Genomic DNA, 16683 nt, shown 5'->3' on the forward strand with positions numbered 1-16683 from the left:
GGGACCGGGGACCGGGGACCCGGAACAGCGACGCCGTGCACGCGGACAAACCGCGCACATGCCCGCAGCAGGGAAGCACCGTGCGGCTGCTTCCCCGGTCCCCGGTCCCCGGTCCCCGGTCCCGGCTTCATAGCGTCTGCTCCAGCACGCGCCATACCAGTTCTTCGAAACCGATGCCGGCCTGGCGTGCGGCCTTGGGCACCAGCGAGTGGCTGGTCATGCCCGGGGCGGTGTTGGCTTCCAGCAGCGCGAAATCGCCGCTGGCGCCGTCGCGCATCACGTCCACGCGGCCCCAGCCGCGGCAGCCGGCGGCGCGGAACGCGGCCAGCGCCAGTTCGCCCAGGGCGCGCTCGTCGTCGCCGTCCAGACCCGGGCACAGGTACTGGGTGTCTTCGGCCACGTACTTGGCGTGGTAGTCGTACCACTGGCCCTTGGGCACGATGCGGATCGACGGCAGCGCGGTGTCGCCGAGGATGGCCACGGTCAGTTCGTCGCCGACGATCATCTGCTCCATCAGCAGTTCGCCGTCGTAGCGCGCGGCCAGCGCCACCGCCTCGTCCAGTTGGGCGGGTTCGAACACGCGGGTCACGCCGACGCTGGAGCCTTCGTTGGCCGGCTTGACGATCACCGGCAGGCCCAACTGCGCGGCGGCGGCATGGATCGCGTCGGCCTGCGCGGTCGCCGCCAGGCGCACGTAGCGCGGCGTCGGCAGGCCCAGCGACAGCCACACCTGCTTGGTCCGTACCTTGTCCATGCTCAGCGCCGAGCCGAGCACCGGCGAGCCGGTGTAGGGCACGCCGAACGCGTCCATCAGGCCCTGCACGATGCCGTCTTCGCCGCCGCCGTTGTGGCCATGCAGCACGTTGAACACGCGGTCGAAGCGCTTCTCTACCAGCGCCTGCGCCAGTGCCGGGATGCCGTCCACGGCGACCGCGTCGACGCCGCGCGCGCGCAGCGCCTCGAGCACGTTGCGGCCCGAATCCAGCGACACTTCGCGTTCGCTGGAGGTGCCGCCGAGCAGCACCGCGACGCGGCCGAACACGGCCGGGTCGGTGTGGCGCGGCGGCGGGAAAGACTGCGCGCTCATGGCTTGGCTCCGCCGATGAAGCCGTCCTGGGCGATGTGCTGGGCGACGTATCCGATGTCGCCGGCGCCCATCATCAACAGCAGGTCGCCGTCCTGCAGCACGTCCGGCAGCACGTTGCTCAACTCGGCGACCTGTCCGACCACCACCGGCTCGCTGCGCCCGCGCGCACGGATCGCGCGCGCCAGCGAACGCGCGTCGGCGCCGGGGATGGGCGCTTCGCCGGCCGGGTAGACCTCGCTCAGGACCAACGCATCCACTTCCGACAGCACCGCGGCGAACGCGTCGAACTGGTCGCGGGTGCGGCTGTAGCGGTGCGGCTGGAACGCGACCACCAGGCGCCTGTCCGGCCAGCCGCCGCGCGCGGCGGCGAACACCGCGGCCAGTTCGCGCGGATGGTGGCCGTAGTCGTCGACCAGGCGCACGCGCGCGCCGGCGGCGGTGGTCACTTCGCCCAGGTCGTTGAAGCGACGGCCGATGCCGGCGAAGCTCTGCAACGCACTGGCGATCGCCTCGGGCGCCACGCCCAGCTGCCAGCCGATGGCGGCGGCCGCCAACGCGTTGAGCACGTTGTGCCGGCCCGGCAACGCCAACGTCACCGGGGTGCTGCTGCCTTCCGGCAGGCGCAGGGTGAAGCGCATGCGCGGGCCGTCCTGGATCACGTCCTCGGCGCGCACGTCGGCGTTTTCGCTGAAGCCATAGCTCATCACATGGCGCGGGGTCTTGGCGGCCAGCGCTGCCACTTCCGGATCGTCGATGCACAGCACCGCCAGGCCATAGAACGGCAGGCGCTGCAGGAATTCGGCGAACGCGGCCTGCACCCTGGCGAAGTCGTTGCCGTAGTTCTCCAGGTGATCGGCGTCGATGTTGGTGATCACCGAAATCAGCGGGTTCAGGCGCAGGAAGCTGCCGTCGCTCTCGTCGGCCTCGGCCACCAGCCACTGGCCGCCGCCGAGCTTGGCATTGGCGCCGGCGGCGAGCAGCTGCCCGCCGATCACGAAGGTCGGGTCCAGCCCGCCTTCGCTGAGCACCGCCGCAGCCAGGCTGGTGGTGGTGGTCTTGCCGTGGGTGCCAGCCACCGCGATGCCGCGGCGGAAGCGCATCAGCTCGGCCAGCATCGCCGCGCGCGGCATGATCGGAATGCGCTGGCTGCGCGCCTCCATCAGTTCCGGGTTGTCGTCGCGAATCGCGCTGGACACCACCACGCAATCGGTGCCGAGCACATTGGCCGCCGAATGCCCGCGCATCACCCGCGCGCCGAGCGTGACCAGGCGCCGCGTCGCTGCGTTATCGGCATTGTCCGAGCCGGAGACCTCGTAGCCCAGGGTCAGCATGACCTCGGCGATCCCGCTCATGCCGGTGCCGCCGATGCCGACGAAGTGCACGCGCGGGAACGCACGGACCAGATCGCCGGTGTCGTGGAGACGCCGAATCATGCGCGAACTCCGTTCGCGCCGGGACCGGGGACCGGGGACCGGGGACCCGGGAAAAGCGTAGCGGCGGCGCTGCGCGCCTGGCCGTGGAGATTGTCTGTGTACATAGGCTTCTGCTGTTGATCTTGCTTGTCGCCGGCCCCCGGCCCCTGGTCCCTGGTCCCGCTACGGGTCCCCGGTCCCCGGTCCCCGGTCCCGGCTTCTTCCAGAATGATGTCCGCGATCCGCTCGGCCGCATCCGGCTTGGCCAGGCTGCGCGCGGCCTCGGCCATGGACAGGCGGCGTGCGGGCTTGCCGAGCAGGTCGCGCAGCACGCCCTGCAGGTTGGTCGCCAGCGCGTCGTCCTGCTTCAGCAGCACCGCGGCGCCGCGCTCGACCAGGTAGTCGGCGTTGCGGGTCTGATGGTCGTCGACCGCGGCGGCGAACGGCACCAGCACGCTGCCGATGCCGACCGCGCACAGTTCGGCCAGGGTCGAGGCGCCGGCGCGGCACACGATCAGGTCGGCCCAGGCGTAGGCGGCGGCCATGTCGCCGATGAAGGCTTCGACGCTGGCGGCGACGCCGGCCTCGGCATAGGCCTGGGCCGCCTCGTCGCGCAATTTCTCGCCGCACTGGTGGCGCACGTCGAGCTGCGCGCCGAGCGCGGCCAGCGCGCACGGCAGCGCCTGGTTCAGGGCGCGCGCGCCCTGGCTGCCGCCGAGCACCAGCAGGCGCACCGCGCCGTCGCGCGCGGCGAAGCGCTGCGCCGGCGGCGCCAGCGCGGCGATCTCGGCGCGCACCGGATTGCCCACCGCTTCCTCGCGCGTGGCGAAGCTGCCCGGGAATCCGGTCAGCACGCGCCGTGCGACGCGCGACAGCACCTTGTTGGTCAGGCCCGGGGCGCGGTTCTGTTCGTGCACCAACAGCGGCAGTTTCAGCAGGCGCGCGGCGATGCCACCAGGGCCGGCCGCGAAACCGCCGAAGCTGACCACCGCGCGCGGCGCGCGGCGGCGCAGCACGAAGCCGGCGGCACGGATCGCGCGCATGATCCGCAGCGGCGCGCCGAACAACGCCAGCGCGCCCTTGCCGCGCAGCCCGCCGATCTCGATGGTGTCGATCTCGATGCCGTGCTGCGGCACCAGTTGCGTTTCCATGCGCCCGGCCGCGCCCAGCCACACCACCGGCACGCCGCGCGCGCGCAGCACCTTGGCCACCGCCAGCGCCGGGAAGATGTGCCCGCCGGTGCCGCCGGCCAGGATCATCACCGGGCGCGACGCAGCGTCGGTCATAGCGGTGCTGGTCATCGGCACGGACACACTCATCCCAGCCTCCCGAAGGTCGGCTCGACCCGCGGCTGCATGCGGCTGGTGCCGCGCGCCGGGGTGCCGGCCTGGATCGCCGCGGCCACCGCGCTGGCGCTGGCCTCGCGCGCGGCCTGCAGGTCTTCGGCGCTGTCCACGGTCTGCTTGACCGGCGCCGCGTCGCTGCGCACCTTCGCCACCTGACGCTCGGCGCGGTCCAGTTCGTAGGACACGCGCAGCAACAGGCCCATCGCCACGCAGGTCATCAGCACGCTGGAACCGCCGGCGGAAATCAGCGGCAGGGTCAGGCCCTTGGTCGGCAGGATGCCCAGATTCACGCCGACCGAGACGAAGCTCTGCAGGCTGATCCACAGGCCGATGCCGAAGGCGATGTAGCCGGAGAAGTGGCGCTTCATTTCCACGCAGCGCATGCCCAGCCAGAACGCGCGCCCGACCAGCAGCGCGTACAGCGCGATGATCAGGCACACGCCGGTGAAGCCCAGTTCCTCGGCGATCACCGAGAAGATGAAATCGGTATGCGCTTCCGGCAGGTAGTTGAGCTTTTGCACCGAGCCGCCCAGGCCGACCCCGAACAGTTCGCCACGGCCCACCGCCATCAGCGCATTGGACAGCTGGTAGCCGGAGCCGAGCTGGTCGGCCCACGGGTCCAGGAACGAGGTGATGCGGCGCAGGCGGTACGGTTCCAGGATCGCGATGAAGGCGAACACCGGCAGGCCGATCACGATCGGCATCGACATGCGCGGCAGGTTGACCCCGCCCAGCACCAGCATGCCCGCGGTGATCGCCAGCAGCAGCGTGGAGGAACCGAAGTCCGGCTGCATCAGCAGCAGGCCGACCAGCGCCACCGCCACGCCCAGCGGCTTGAGCATCGCCGGCCAGGTCGCGTTGACCTCGTCGCGGAAGCGCACCAGGTAACTGGACAGCCACACGATGTACAGCACCTTGACCGCTTCCACGGTCTGGAACTTGGAGATGCCCAGGTTGATCCAGCGTCGCGCGCCGTTGACGCTGCTGCCCAGGCCGGGCACGAACACCACGATCAGCAGGCCGAAGCAGGCCAGCAGCAGCAGTTGGTTGTACTGCTCGATGTTCTTCAGCTCGGTGCGCATGGTCCAGATCGCCAGACCGATGCCGCCGGCAAGGAACAGCATGTGCCGGGTGAGATAATAGAACGGGCTCACGGTCAGCTCGATCGAGCTGGAGCCGACCATGACCACGCCCAGCGAGGCCAGCGCCACCACGGCGCCGAGCAGCCACGGGTCGTAGCGGCCGCCGATGGCCTCGAGTCGGGTTGCCTGGCGCGCGGCGTCGTTCATCAGCGCACCTTCAACGTGGCCAGGCCGACCAGCACCAGCACCACCGAGATGATCCAGAAGCGCACGATCACCCGCGGCTCGGGCCAGCCCTTCAGTTCGAAGTGGTGGTGGATCGGCGCCATGCGGAACACGCGCTTGCCGGTGAGCTTGAACGAGGCGACCTGGATCATCACCGACAGCGTCTCGATCACGAACACGCCGCCCATGATCACCAGCACCAGTTCCTGGCGCACGATCACCGCGATGGTGCCGAGCACCGCGCCCAGCGCCAGCGCGCCGATATCGCCCATGAACACCATCGCCGGATAGGTGTTGAACCACAAAAAGCCCAGGCCCGCGCCGGCGATCGCCGCGCAGATGATGATCAGCTCGCCAGCGCCGGGAATCGAGGGAATTTTCAGATAGGCGGAGAACACCGCATTTCCGGAGGCGTAGGCGAACACGCCCAGCGCACAGGCCACCAGCACCGTGGGCATGATCGCCAGCCCGTCCAGGCCGTCGGTCAGGTTGACCGCGTTGGAGAAGCCGACGATCCAGAAGTAGGCGATGGCGACGAAGCTGATTCCGGCCAGCGGCAGCGCGATCGACTTGAACATCGGGATGTAGAAGGTGATCGCGGCCGGCACGTCGGCGGTGTAATACAGGCACAGGCCGGCGGCCAGGCCGAAGATCGACTGCAGCAGGTACTTCCAGCGCGACTTCAGCCCGTTCGGGTCGCGGCGCACGATCTTGATCCAGTCGTCGTACCAGCCGATCACGCCGAACGCCAGCATCACCGCCAGCACCAGCCACACGTAGCGGTTGCGCAGGTCGCCCCACAGCAGCACCGACAGCAGCACCGTGATCAGGATCATCGAACCGCCCATGGTCGGCGTGCCGGCCTTGGAGAAGTGGCTCTGCGGGCCGTCCTGGCGGATCGGCTGGCCGCCCTTGAATTGCGCCAGCTTGCGGATCACCGCCGGCCCCAGCCACAGCGACAGGAACAGCGAGGTCAGCGCCGCGAGGATGCCGCGGAAGGTGAGGTAGCCGAACAGCCCGAACAGGCTCTCCAGCTGCTGCAGCCAACGGGACAGTTCAAGCAGCATGCGGCGCCTCCTCTCCATGCGCCAACAGCGCGCTCACGATCTTGTCCATGGCGCTGCCGCGCGATCCTTTGACCAGGATCGTCGGGACCGGGGACCGGGGACCGGGGACCGGGGAAAGCGTGGCTGCAACGCCGACCATTGCCGGCGCTACGCGGGTGTGTTCGTGCATCTCTGTGTTTACCTGCCTGTGCTCTTGTTGTTCCCCGGTCCCCGGTCCCTGGTCCCCGGTCACGGCGGCACGAAGGTCCGCGCGCAGCGCCGCAATCAACGCCGCATGACTATCGAACACGCGCCCGTTCTCGCCGAAGGCATGCGCGGCGATGGCGCTCAGCGGGCCGAGCGCGTACAGCCGGGTCAGGCCGGCGTCGCGGGCGCGGCGGCCGCCGCTGGCGTGCAGCGCTTCGGCGCCGTCGCCGAGTTCGCGCATGTCGCCCAGCACCAGCCAGCGTTCGCCGCCGGCCGCGGCCAGCGCGTCGATCGCCGCGGCCAGCGAACCGGGGTTGGCGTTGTAGCTGTCGTCGATCAACACCGCGCCGCCGGGCAGTGTGTGCGCGATCTGCCGGCCCGGCACCGGCTGCACCTGCGCCAGGCCGGCGGCGATCAGCGCCGGCGCGATGTCCAGCGCCAGCGCCAGCGAGGCGGCGGCCAGTGCGTTCATCAGGTTGTGGCGGCCCGGCAGCGGCAGCGTCGCTTCGACCTCGCCCTGCGGGGTGACCAGCACGAACTGCGAGCGATCCGGACCCACCCGCAACTGCGTGGCGGAGACCTCGGCGCTGGCCTGCAGGCCGAAGCGCAGCACGCGTGGGGCCGGTGCCGGCAGACGCTGTTCGAACCACCGCCCGAACGCGTCGTCGGCATTGATCACCGCGGTGCCGTCGGCCGGCAGCGCGGCATAGATCGCGCCCTTGGTCTGCGCGACGCCAAGCAGGCTGCCCATGCGCTCCAGGTGCGCCGCGGCGACGTTGTTCACCAGCGCCGCGTGCGGAGCGACGATGTCGGTCAGGTAGGCGATGTCGCCCGGCTTGCCGGCGCCCATTTCGTAGATCGCGTAGTCGGCCGCGTCCGGCGCTTCGATCACCGCCAGCGGGAGGCCGATCTCGTTGTTGCGGTTGCCGGGATTGGCGTAGACGCTGCCACCGTTCACCCGGCAGGCGTGCTGCAGGATCGCCAGCAGCAGCGCCTTGACGCTGGTCTTGCCGTTGCTGCCGGTGATCGCGGCCACGCGCGTGGCGCGGCCGCGCTGCATGCCGGCGGCGATCCGCGCCAGTGCCAGTTGGGTGTCGGCGACCAGGATCTGCGGCAGTTCGCTGTGCGGCTGCAGCAATTCCACCAGCAGCGCGCTGGCGCCGCGCGCGGCGGCATCGGCGACGAAATCGTGGCCGTCGAAACGCTCGCCGCGCAGCGCCACGTACAGGCTGCCCGGCGCCAGCGTGCGGGTGTCGTGGGCGATCGCATCGATCGCCACGTCGTCGCCATGCAGCTCGGCGCCGGCCCAATGCGCGATCATCGACAGCGGCAGGCGCTTCATCGTGCGCGCTCCATGGCACCAGCGGCGCGCGCCTGCAGCGCCTGCGCAGCGATCTCGGTGTCGTCGAACGGATGCTGGATGCCGGCGATGTCCTGGTACGGCTCGTGGCCCTTGCCGGCGATCAGTACGATGTCGTCGGGGCCGGCTTCGGCCACGGCCAGGGCGATGGCCTGCGCACGGTCGCGCTGCACGCGCACCGCGTGCAGGTCGGTGAACCCGGCCAGGATGTCGGCGACGATGCCGTCGCCGTCCTCACCGCGCGGATTGTCATCGGTGACGATCACCGCGTCGGCCAGGCGCTGCGCGATTGCCGCCATCTGCGGGCGCTTGCCGGTGTCGCGTTCGCCGCCGCAGCCGAACACGCACAGCAGGCGGCCGCGGGCGTGGCCGCGCAGGCTGTGCAACGCCTGCTCCAGCGCGTCCGGGGTGTGCGCGTAGTCGATCACCAGCAGCGGCTGCGCGTCGCGGCCGCCGAGGCGGTTCATGCGCCCGCGGATCGGCTGCAGCTGCGACAGCGTCGCGGCGATGCGCGCCGGCGCCACGTCCAGCGCATGCAGCGCGCCGGCCACGGCCAGCAGGTTGTCCACGTTGAAGCGGCCGAGCAGCGGCGACTGCACCGGATGGCGCGCGTCGCCGATTAGCAGGTCGAAACCGATACCGCGCGCTTCAAGGCGCAGCGCCTCGGCGCGCAGCGTGGCGCCGGCCTGGCCGCGCGAGCTGATGCCGATGCGGCGCAGCGCCGGGTCCAGCGTCGCCAGCAGCGCGCGGCCGAACGCGTCGTCGAGATTGACCACCGCCGCCTTCAGCCCCGGCGTGGCGAACAGGCGCGCCTTGGCCGCGCCGTAGCCGGCCATGTCGCCGTGGTAGTCCAGATGGTCGCGGGTGAGATTGGTGAACACCGCCACGTCGAAGTGCACCGCATCGACGCGGCCCTGGTCCAGCGCGTGCGAACTCACTTCCATCGCCACCGCCTGCGCGCCGGCGTCGCGCAGCTGCGCCAGCAACGCGTGCGTCTGCAGCACCAGCGGCGTGGTGAAACCAGTCGGCACCGCGGCGCCGTACAGGCCGACGCCGAGCGTGCCGATGCTGCCGCTGCGCGTGCCCAGGCACTGCCAGGCCTGCGCCAGCAACTGCACGGTGGAGGTCTTGCCATTGGTGCCGGTGACCCCGACCATGGTCATCGTCTGCGACGGATGGCCGTGGAACTGGTCGGCCATCGCGCCCATGCGCGCGCGCAGGCCCGGCACCGCGATCGCGTCGGCCGGGGCCGGCAATTCGGCAGGCGCCGGCGGTTCGAACAGAATCGCCGCGGCGCCATTGGCCTGCGCCTGCGCGACGAAGCCCAGCCCGTGCGTGCCGAACCCGGCGATCGCCACGAACGCATCGCCGGCGCGCACCGCGCGGCTGTCCATGACCAACCCGGACACCTGCACGTCGCGCGCCAGCACCATATCCGGCAGTAGCTGCGACAGCGGCAGCGCGCGGCTCACTGGTGGGTCTCCTGCAACGGCACCGGCTGCCCGGCAGGCGGCGGCGCGACGGCGCGCACGCTGGGCAGGGCCGCTTCCACTTCGGCGGCGGCATCGGGCACCAGCGACGGGTCCGGCTCCACCGGCACCGGCGGCGGCGCATGGCCGCTCTTGCCGGCGGCCTGCGCCGCCAGCCACGCCTGGATGTCGTCCGGCGGCACGTCCATCAGCCGCAGGGCGCCTTCCATCACGTTGTGGAACACCGGCGCCGAGACCAGGCCGCCGTAGTACTTGGCGCCCTGCGGATCATTGATCACGATGACTGTGGCGAAGCGCGGATTGCTGGCCGGCACCAGGCCGGCGAACAGCGCGTTGTAGTGGCCGCGGATATAGCCGCCCGGACCGTTCAGGCGCGCGGTACCGGTCTTGCCGGCGACGTGGTAGCCGAGGATCGCCGCGCCCTTGGCGCCGCCCTGGGTGACCACGGTTTCCATCATCGTCACCACTTCCTTGGCGATCGCCGGGCTCAGCACGTCCTTGGTTGCTTCGTGCTGACCCTTGATGAAGGTCGGCGTCACCAGCTTGCCGCCGTTGCCGAGCGCGCAGTAGGCGCGCGCGATCTGCAGCGGGGTCACCGACAGGCCGTAGCCGTAGGACATGGTGGTCTTGGACGACCCGCTCCAGCGTCCCGGCGGCGGCAGCACGCCGGCCGATTCGCCGGGGAAGCCGCTGTGCGGGGCGCTGCCGTAGCCGTAGCTGTGGATCTGGTCGTAGAAGGTCTGATCCGGCAGCTTGGCGCCGATCTTGGCCGCGCCGATGTTGGAACTGCGGGTGATCACCCCGGTCACGGTCAGCACGCCGTTGTTGCGCGGCACGTCCTTGATGGTGAAGCGACCGACCGCCATGTAGCCGGGATTGGTGTCGATCAGCGTGTCCTTGGTCACCACCCCGGCCTTGAGCGCGGTGGAGATGGTCAGCGGCTTCATCGTCGAACCCGGCTCGACCAGGTCGGTCACCGCGCGATTGCGGCGCGCATCGGAATTGACTCCGGTGACCGAGTTCGGATTGTAGGTCGGCAGGTTGACCATGGCCATGATCTCGCCGGTGGCCACGTCCATCACCACGATCGAACCGCCGGCGGCGTCGTTCTGCGCCAGCGCGTTGCGCAATTCCTTGTAGGCCAGGAACTGGATGCGGCGATCGATGCTGAGGGTCAGGTCCTTGCCCGGCTCGGCCGGCTTGACCAGGTCGATGCTTTCCACGATCGCGCCCTTGCGGTCGCGGATCACGCGCTTGGAACCGGGCTTGCCGCGCAGCCATTCGTCGAACGCCAGCTCCAGCCCTTCCTGGCCGCGGTCGTCGATGTTGGTGAAGCCGAGCACGTGCGCCATCGCTTCGCCCTGCGGGTAGAAGCGGCGGAACTCGCGCTGCGAGAACACGCCCGGGATGCCCAGCGCGACTACCGCATGCGCCGTGTCCGGATTGATCCGGCGCTTGAGGTACATGAACTCCTTGTCCGCCTTCTGCGACAGCTTGGCGGCCAGTTCGTCGCTGGGCAGTTCCAGCGCCTGCGCCAGCTGCGGGATGCGGTCGGGATTGCGCAGCAGCTCCTGCGGATTGACCCAGATCGACTCCACCGGCGTGGACACCGCCAGCGGCTCGCCGTTGCGGTCGGTGATCATGCCGCGCGAGGTGGCGATCGGCAGCTCGCGCAGGTAGCGCGCCTCGCCCTGGCGCTGGTAGAAATCGCTGTTGATGATCTGCACGTAGGCGGCGCGGCCGATCAGGGTGACCGAGCACAGGCTCAGCGCCGCACCGACCAGCACCAGCCGGCCACGGAGATTGAAGTTGCTGCGCGGGCGGTTGCGGCCGGTCTTGCTCATGGCCGCACCACCACGATGTCGCCGGTTTCCGGAAACTTCATGCCCAGCCGCTCACGCGCGACCTGATCGACGCGATTGCTTTCCGCCCAGGTCGCCTGCTCCAGCTGCAGCCGGCCGAACTCGATGTTCAACTCGTCGCGGCTGTGCTCCAGCCGCGACAACTCGACGAACAGCTGGCGATGGCGATGGCGCATGTACACCACACCGATGGCCGAAGTGATGGTGCAGGCGAGCAGCACGATTAGCAGGAGGCGGCTCATGCGTCGCTCCTGTGAAGCTGCGCCGGGACTCGGGACCGGGGAGCCGGAAAAAGCAGATGGACAGCGCGCGCCGCAAGACCGTCGGCCGCCGCGCTTTTGCCGTTGCTCTTGTCGTTGCTCTCACCCGGTCCCCGGTCCCCGGTCCCCGGTCCCGCCAATTTCTCAGCCACCCGCAACACCGCACTGCGCGCACGCGGATTGCCGGCCAGTTCGTCGGCATCGGCCTTGATCGCGCCGCCGTGCAGTTGCAGGATCGGCACGAACGGCTGCGCTTCGGGCAGGCGGCGGTTGCTCGGCGGGGCCTTGGCGTGGCGGTTCATGAATTGCTTGACGATGCGGTCTTCCAGCGAGTGGAAGCTGATCACCGCCAGGCGGCCGCCCGGCTTGAGCCTGGCCAGCGCCGCGTCCAGCCCGGCTTCGAGATCGGCCAGTTCGCGGTTGATGTGGATGCGGATCGCCTGGAAGCTGCGCGTGGCCGGATGGGTCTTGCTGTCGCCGCGCGGCATCACGCTGGCGATCAGCTCGGCCAGCTGCGCGGTACGGGTCAGCGGCTGCTCGGCGCGGCGCGCCACGATCGCGCGGGCGATGCGCCGGCTCTGGCGTTCGTCGCCATAGGTCCACAGTACGTCGGCGATGGCGCGCTCGTCGGCGCGCGCCAGCCACTGCGCGGCGCTTTCGCCGGCGTCCGGATCCATGCGCATGTCCAGCGGGCCGTCCTTGCCGAACGAGAAACCGCGTTCGGCCACGTCCAGCTGCGGCGAGGACACGCCCAGGTCGAACAGCACCCCGTCCAGGTCGGCGGCGGCGTCCCACTGGCCCAGTTCGGCGAAGCTGCCGCGGCGGATGCGCACGCGCGCGTCGCTACCGAACGCATGTTCGGCTTCGGCGATCGCCTCGGGATCCTTGTCCATCAACAGCAGCCGGCCTCCTGGGCCGAGTTTGTGCAGCACCCCGCGCGCGTGTCCGCCACGCCCGAACGTGCCATCCAGATAGATTCCGTCTTCGATCACCTGCAGCCCGTCCATGACCTGCGCGAACAACACCGGCACATGCGCCGCCGGCGGTTGCGACACCGGAAGGTGACCGGTCTGCGCCTGTCCGCGCATCCGGACACCTCGGCTCACAACTTCAGATCGAGCAATCCATCGCCCAGATCCTCATCAGACAACGTCTGCTGGATCAGTGCGCGATGAGCCTGCTCGCTCCATAGTTCGAACTTGTCGCCCATGCCCAACAGCACGGCGCGCTTTTCGATGCCCACCGCAGCGCGGTGGCTCGGCGGGATGGTGATGCGGCTGTTGGCGTCCAACTCCAGCGCAGCCGAGGAACCCACCAGCTTCTGCTGCAGGACCCGCACCACGCGCTGGGTGTTGGGCTTGGCCATGACGTCGTCACGGACCCGCTCCCATTCCTTTTCCGCGTACAGCCACAGGCACCCGGCTTCGAACGGGTTGTAGGTCAGCACCAGCCGATTGCCGCTCGCACGCACGACGAGGTCGCGGTACGCGGTGGGAACCGCCATACGCCCTTTGTCGTCCACTGTGATTGCGGTCTCGCCCTGAAACACGACGCCTACACCTTTCCAAATCCGCCTGGGCGGTCATTGAACCACGAAAAACCACAAAAAACCCGGTTTCCCCTCGAGTACCCACCTTAGCAGCGCCCAAAAGGTTGTCAACAACTTTGCGAGCGATAAATCGCTAGCCACATCAATGGCTTGCGCCATTCTTTAGAGACTTGTTCAAAGGTTATCCACAAGTTGCTGTTTCGTCTCATATTTTGAGATTGAGCGGAAATTCAGCCGCGTGCACAAGGCGTTAAGACAACGGCCAGCTGCCAGGCCCGCTCCGGACCGTCTCGCATGCCACTGCGCAAAGCCGCACAATCCCGGCCTATGTGCCTGGCCGCCCTCGCCCTCCACTCGCACCCGCGCTGGCGCCTGTTGCTGGTCGGCAACCGCGACGAATTCCATGCCCGCCCGACCGCGCCGCTGCAGCGCTGGGCGGCGCCGGCGCAGCGGGTGCTGGCCGGGCGCGACCTGCGTTCCGGCGGCAGTTGGGTGGGCATGGACGATGCCGGCCGCTGCATCGTGGTCACCAACGTGCGTGACCCACTGGCGTCGCTGTCCGGCGCCTCGCGCGGCGCCCTGGTCGCCGACTACCTGGCCGGCGCCGCGCCGGCTGCAGCCTTCACCGACGCTGTGGCGCTGCGCGCCGACGCCTATCCGCCGTTCAACCTGCTGCTGGCCGATACCGACGGCGCCGACTATCTCGGCAACCATCCGCCGGCCCGGCAGCGCCTGGCACCCGGCATCCACGGCATGTCCAATGGCGCGCTGGACGCGCCCTGGCCGAAAACCGTGCGCCTGTGCGCGGTGCTGGCCGGCTGGATCGCCGCCGGCGACGAGGACCTGGCCCCGCTATGGCGGGCGCTGGCCGACGAGACCATCGCCGCCGACGCGCAGCTGCCCGACACCGGCGTGGGCCTGGAGCTGGAGCGGCGCCTGTCGCCGGCCTTCATCCGCGGCCACGACTACGGCACCCGCGCCAGCACCATCGTCGCGGTGGACGGTGAGGGCCGCGGCTGGATCCACGAGCGCCGCTTCGGCGCCGATGGGGTGTTCTTGGGGGAGACGCGGCTGGAGGGGGCTCGGGACCGGGGACTCGGGTTCCGGTAAGAGCGCAAGCAACAGCGAAGCATCCCAGCTTTTTCTGTCCCCATGATCCCCGAACTACAGCGCACAGCGGAATCGGCAAAGCGCCGCATGCGGCATCCGCGCAAGCAACGCCAATTGGCGAACCAGCCTCCTACAGTCGGGACTGAAGTTCCTCCCACAACAGCCGAGCCAGAGTGGCGGCCATATCAATTGAGAGCGCGGTGGCAGTAGCAGGCCCACGACACAGCTAGCGCCAGCAGCAACGCACATGCCGGCACCCTGGGAAAAAGCCCACACACCACATCTGGAGCAAAGTCCCCGTTAGTAAAGGGGGCGCGGCGAAGCCGCGGGGATTTGGGGGCAAAGAGCCCGGGGTCCAAACTTTATGCTGCGCAAAAGTTTGGGGCTTTTTTAGCGCGACGCGCAAAAAAAAGCGGCGGAGCCGGCCGATAAGCCGGGTTCTGTCGTGGACAGTCATTCTTCTAGGCGCCGCGTCACCGCTGCGCTCGAGCAACCTACCCGGACCCGACGCGGGCAGCGCCATGAGGTCCCTATTTGGTCTTGCTCCAGGTGGGGTTTGCCGTACCGGTCCGTTACCGGACTCGCGGTGCGCTCTTACCGCACCATTTCACCCTTACCGGTCCCTCGCCACCCCCTGCCGTTTCCGGACCGCACTTGGTCGATGCGTCGCATTGACGGTGCAGCCGCATGGCGGCAGAGGGGTGACGAGGGACTTAGGCGGTATCTTTCTGTTGCACTTTCCGTCGGCTCGCGCCGCCCAGGCGTTACCTGGCACCTTGCCCTATGGAGCCCGGACTTTCCTCGGCACCCCGCCGCACCGAAATGCACCGGGATGACGCGACTGTCTGGCCGACTCCGCCGCGCGCATTGTCGCACGTACGCTAGGCAACATGTTCCTAGAGCGTGTTATGAACTTTTCGGGGATGCAGCTATCGTAGATGGATGCAGAGCAAACGCCCATATCCGACCGATATTTCCGACGAAGAGTGGGCGTTCGCGGCGCCTTACCTGAGCCTGATGACAGAGCAAGCTCCGCAGCGCAAGTACGCGTTGCGGGCGATGTTCAATGCGCTGCGTTGGATGGCGCGTGCTGGAGCGCCGTGGCGCCTGCTACCCAACGACTTCCCGCCATGGGAAGCGGTTTACCAGCAGACGCAGCGCTGGCTGCAGGCGGGCTGCTTTGAAGCCATGGTCAGCGATCTGCGTTCCGTCCTACGTGTCGCCCAGGGGAAGCAAGGCCAACCCAGCGCAATCATCCTGGACGGGCGGACACTGCAATCCACCTGTGAGAGCGGCCCGCGCGCCGGTTACGACGGCTATAAGCGGAAGAAAGGCAGCAAGGTGCACATGGCGGTCGACACGCTCGGACATTTGCTTGCAGTGCAAGTCACGCCAGCCAACGAACAAGAGCGCGCTCAAGTGCGCTCACTGGCGCAGGAGGTGCAACACGTCACAGGTGACACCGTAACGGTGGCATTCGTGGATCAAGGCTACACCGGCCAGGAGCCGGCGCAAGCGGCTCAGGAAGAAGGAATCGAATTGCACGTGGTGAAACTTCCCGAAGCCAAGAAAGGGTTCGTGTTGCTTCCTCGGCGCTGGGTCGTCGAACGTAGCTTTGGCTGGGTCAATCGATTCCGTCGGCTTGCACGCGACTACGAGCGCTTGCCGGAAACCCTGGCTGGCCTGCATTTCGTCGTCTTCACGGTCCTCATGCTCAGCAACGCTGCCGCCATCCTCCAAAGTTCATAACACGCTCTAATGCCAGCACTCAAGGCAGCGCGGCACTGGCGATGCCTCAGCCCCCATACAACGCCTTGCGCGGCGCCCCGGTGATCTCCGCGGCCAGCTTGGCGGCGGTGGACGGCGGCAGGTGCGCGCTGAGCGTGGTGTAGACGCGGCGGCCCTCGGCCAGTTGCGCGTCGGCATCGTCGCCGGCGCCCTGCACGATCAGCACGAACTCGCCCTTGCGCTGGTTGGCGTCGGCCTCCACCCGCGCCTGCAGCGCGGCCAGGCTGCCGTCGAGCACGGTCTCGAACAGCTTGGTCAGCTCGCGCGCCAGCACCGCCGGGCGCGCGTCGCCGAACGCGGCGCGGCAGTCGGCCAGGGACTCGACGATGCGGTGCGCCGATTCATAGAAAACCAAAGTGCGCGGCTCGCCGGCCAGCCGCGCCAGGCGCTCGCGGCGGCCGGAGGCCTTGGCCGGCAAGAAGCCCTCGAAGCTGAAACGGTCGCTGGGCAGGCCGGCCACGCTGAGCGCGGCGATCGCCGCGCATGCGCCAGGCACCGGGCTGACCCGCACTCCGGCCTCGCGTGCGGCGCGTACCAGCCGGTAGCCGGGGTCGCTGACCAGCGGGGTGCCGGCGTCGCTGATCAGGGCCAGCGACTCGCCGCCGAGCAGGCGCGCGACGATGCGCTGCGCCAGCGCGTCCTCGTTGTGCTCGTGCAGCGCGAGCAGCGGCCTGTCGATGCCGAAATGCGCCAGCAGCTGGCCGCTGCGGCGGGTGTCCTCGGCGCAGATCGCGGCGACCGCGCGCAGCACCTCCTGCGCGCGCGGCGTCAGGTCGGCGAGATTGCCGATCGGCGTGGCGACGACATGCAGGGTTCCAGGCTGGGCGCTCATCTACGGCTTTCCATGGTCAAGGGTAGA

General features: G+C 69.2%; 14 protein-coding genes and 1 other RNA gene. 2 read left to right on the forward strand and 13 right to left on the reverse strand.

The window, feature by feature from the left end; genetic code table 11:
• Positions 1 to 127: 127 nt before the first annotated feature.
• From E4A48_RS13575 to mraZ, 11 genes are read right to left on the reverse strand one after another with little or no spacing between them, the layout of a single operon-like run.
• Positions 128 to 1087 carry a D-alanine--D-alanine ligase gene (locus tag E4A48_RS13575; RefSeq protein ID WP_058197172.1) on the reverse strand — a complete coding sequence of 320 codons (960 nt, stop codon included), beginning with the start codon at positions 1085 to 1087 and terminating at the stop codon, positions 128 to 130.
• On the reverse strand, positions 1084 to 2520 hold the full coding sequence (gene murC, locus E4A48_RS13580) for a UDP-N-acetylmuramate--L-alanine ligase (protein WP_058197173.1): 1437 nt from the start codon (positions 2518 to 2520) through the stop codon (positions 1084 to 1086). Before murC ends, E4A48_RS13575 begins: the two co-directional genes overlap by 4 nt.
• The gene (gene murG / locus E4A48_RS13585; protein ID WP_142742588.1) at positions 2517 to 3818 is read right to left on the reverse strand and encodes an undecaprenyldiphospho-muramoylpentapeptide beta-N-acetylglucosaminyltransferase; all 1302 of its coding nucleotides are present in this window, start codon (positions 3816 to 3818) and stop codon (positions 2517 to 2519) included. The genes murC and murG overlap by 4 nt, the downstream gene beginning before the upstream one ends.
• Positions 3815 to 5134 carry a putative lipid II flippase FtsW gene (gene ftsW, locus E4A48_RS13590; protein ID WP_039007674.1) on the reverse strand — a complete coding sequence of 440 codons (1320 nt, stop codon included), beginning with the start codon at positions 5132 to 5134 and terminating at the stop codon, positions 3815 to 3817. The genes murG and ftsW overlap by 4 nt, the downstream gene beginning before the upstream one ends.
• Positions 5134 to 6219, reverse strand: a complete 1086-nt coding sequence (mraY, locus tag E4A48_RS13595; RefSeq protein ID WP_003466111.1) for a phospho-N-acetylmuramoyl-pentapeptide-transferase — start codon at positions 6217 to 6219, stop codon at positions 5134 to 5136. Before mraY ends, ftsW begins: the two co-directional genes overlap by 1 nt.
• A complete protein-coding gene (locus E4A48_RS13600) occupies positions 6209 to 7747 on the reverse strand; it encodes a UDP-N-acetylmuramoyl-tripeptide--D-alanyl-D-alanine ligase (protein WP_142742590.1) in 1539 nt (512 codons plus the stop codon). The genes mraY and E4A48_RS13600 overlap by 11 nt, the downstream gene beginning before the upstream one ends.
• Complete coding sequence (locus E4A48_RS13605) at positions 7744 to 9237, reverse strand: UDP-N-acetylmuramoyl-L-alanyl-D-glutamate--2,6-diaminopimelate ligase (RefSeq protein WP_039007677.1); 1494 nt, start codon at positions 9235 to 9237, stop codon at positions 7744 to 7746. Before E4A48_RS13605 ends, E4A48_RS13600 begins: the two co-directional genes overlap by 4 nt.
• Complete coding sequence (locus tag E4A48_RS13610) at positions 9234 to 11099, reverse strand: peptidoglycan D,D-transpeptidase FtsI family protein (RefSeq protein WP_039007679.1); 1866 nt, start codon at positions 11097 to 11099, stop codon at positions 9234 to 9236. The genes E4A48_RS13605 and E4A48_RS13610 overlap by 4 nt, the downstream gene beginning before the upstream one ends.
• Entirely contained in the window at positions 11096 to 11359 is a 264-nt protein-coding gene (gene ftsL, locus E4A48_RS13615; RefSeq protein ID WP_142742591.1) for a cell division protein FtsL, read from the reverse strand. Before ftsL ends, E4A48_RS13610 begins: the two co-directional genes overlap by 4 nt.
• Positions 11356 to 12465 (reverse strand): 16S rRNA (cytosine(1402)-N(4))-methyltransferase RsmH, encoded by a 1110-nt coding sequence (rsmH, locus tag E4A48_RS13620; RefSeq protein WP_142742593.1) that lies wholly within the window; start codon positions 12463 to 12465, stop codon positions 11356 to 11358. Before rsmH ends, ftsL begins: the two co-directional genes overlap by 4 nt.
• Before the next feature lie 14 nt (positions 12466 to 12479).
• Positions 12480 to 12926: a division/cell wall cluster transcriptional repressor MraZ gene (mraZ, locus tag E4A48_RS13625; protein ID WP_003475756.1), complete on the reverse strand. Its 447-nt coding sequence runs from the start codon at positions 12924 to 12926 to the stop codon at positions 12480 to 12482.
• Positions 12927 to 13253: 327 nt separating this feature from the next.
• Between mraZ and E4A48_RS13630 the strand changes: the two genes are divergently transcribed.
• Positions 13254 to 14036: an NRDE family protein gene (locus tag E4A48_RS13630; protein ID WP_039007685.1), complete on the forward strand. Its 783-nt coding sequence runs from the start codon at positions 13254 to 13256 to the stop codon at positions 14034 to 14036.
• Positions 14037 to 14449: 413 nt separating this feature from the next.
• On the opposite strand, the gene rnpB is transcribed toward E4A48_RS13630, so the two are convergent.
• An RNA gene (gene rnpB, locus E4A48_RS13635) (RNase P RNA component class A) lies at positions 14450 to 14893 on the reverse strand.
• Positions 14894 to 14978: 85 nt separating this feature from the next.
• Here rnpB and E4A48_RS13640 point away from each other — a divergent pair.
• The gene (locus E4A48_RS13640; protein ID WP_039005206.1) at positions 14979 to 15785 is read left to right on the forward strand and encodes an IS5 family transposase; all 807 of its coding nucleotides are present in this window, start codon (positions 14979 to 14981) and stop codon (positions 15783 to 15785) included.
• A 46-nt stretch (positions 15786 to 15831) separates the two neighbouring features.
• On the opposite strand, the gene rsmI is transcribed toward E4A48_RS13640, so the two are convergent.
• Complete coding sequence (rsmI, locus tag E4A48_RS13645) at positions 15832 to 16656, reverse strand: 16S rRNA (cytidine(1402)-2'-O)-methyltransferase (RefSeq protein WP_058197005.1); 825 nt, start codon at positions 16654 to 16656, stop codon at positions 15832 to 15834.
• Positions 16657 to 16683: the final 27 nt, after the last annotated feature.

This window comes from Xanthomonas translucens pv. cerealis (genome assembly GCF_006838285.1).
In the GTDB taxonomy this organism is placed as follows: Bacteria; Pseudomonadota; Gammaproteobacteria; order Xanthomonadales; family Xanthomonadaceae; genus Xanthomonas_A; species Xanthomonas_A cerealis.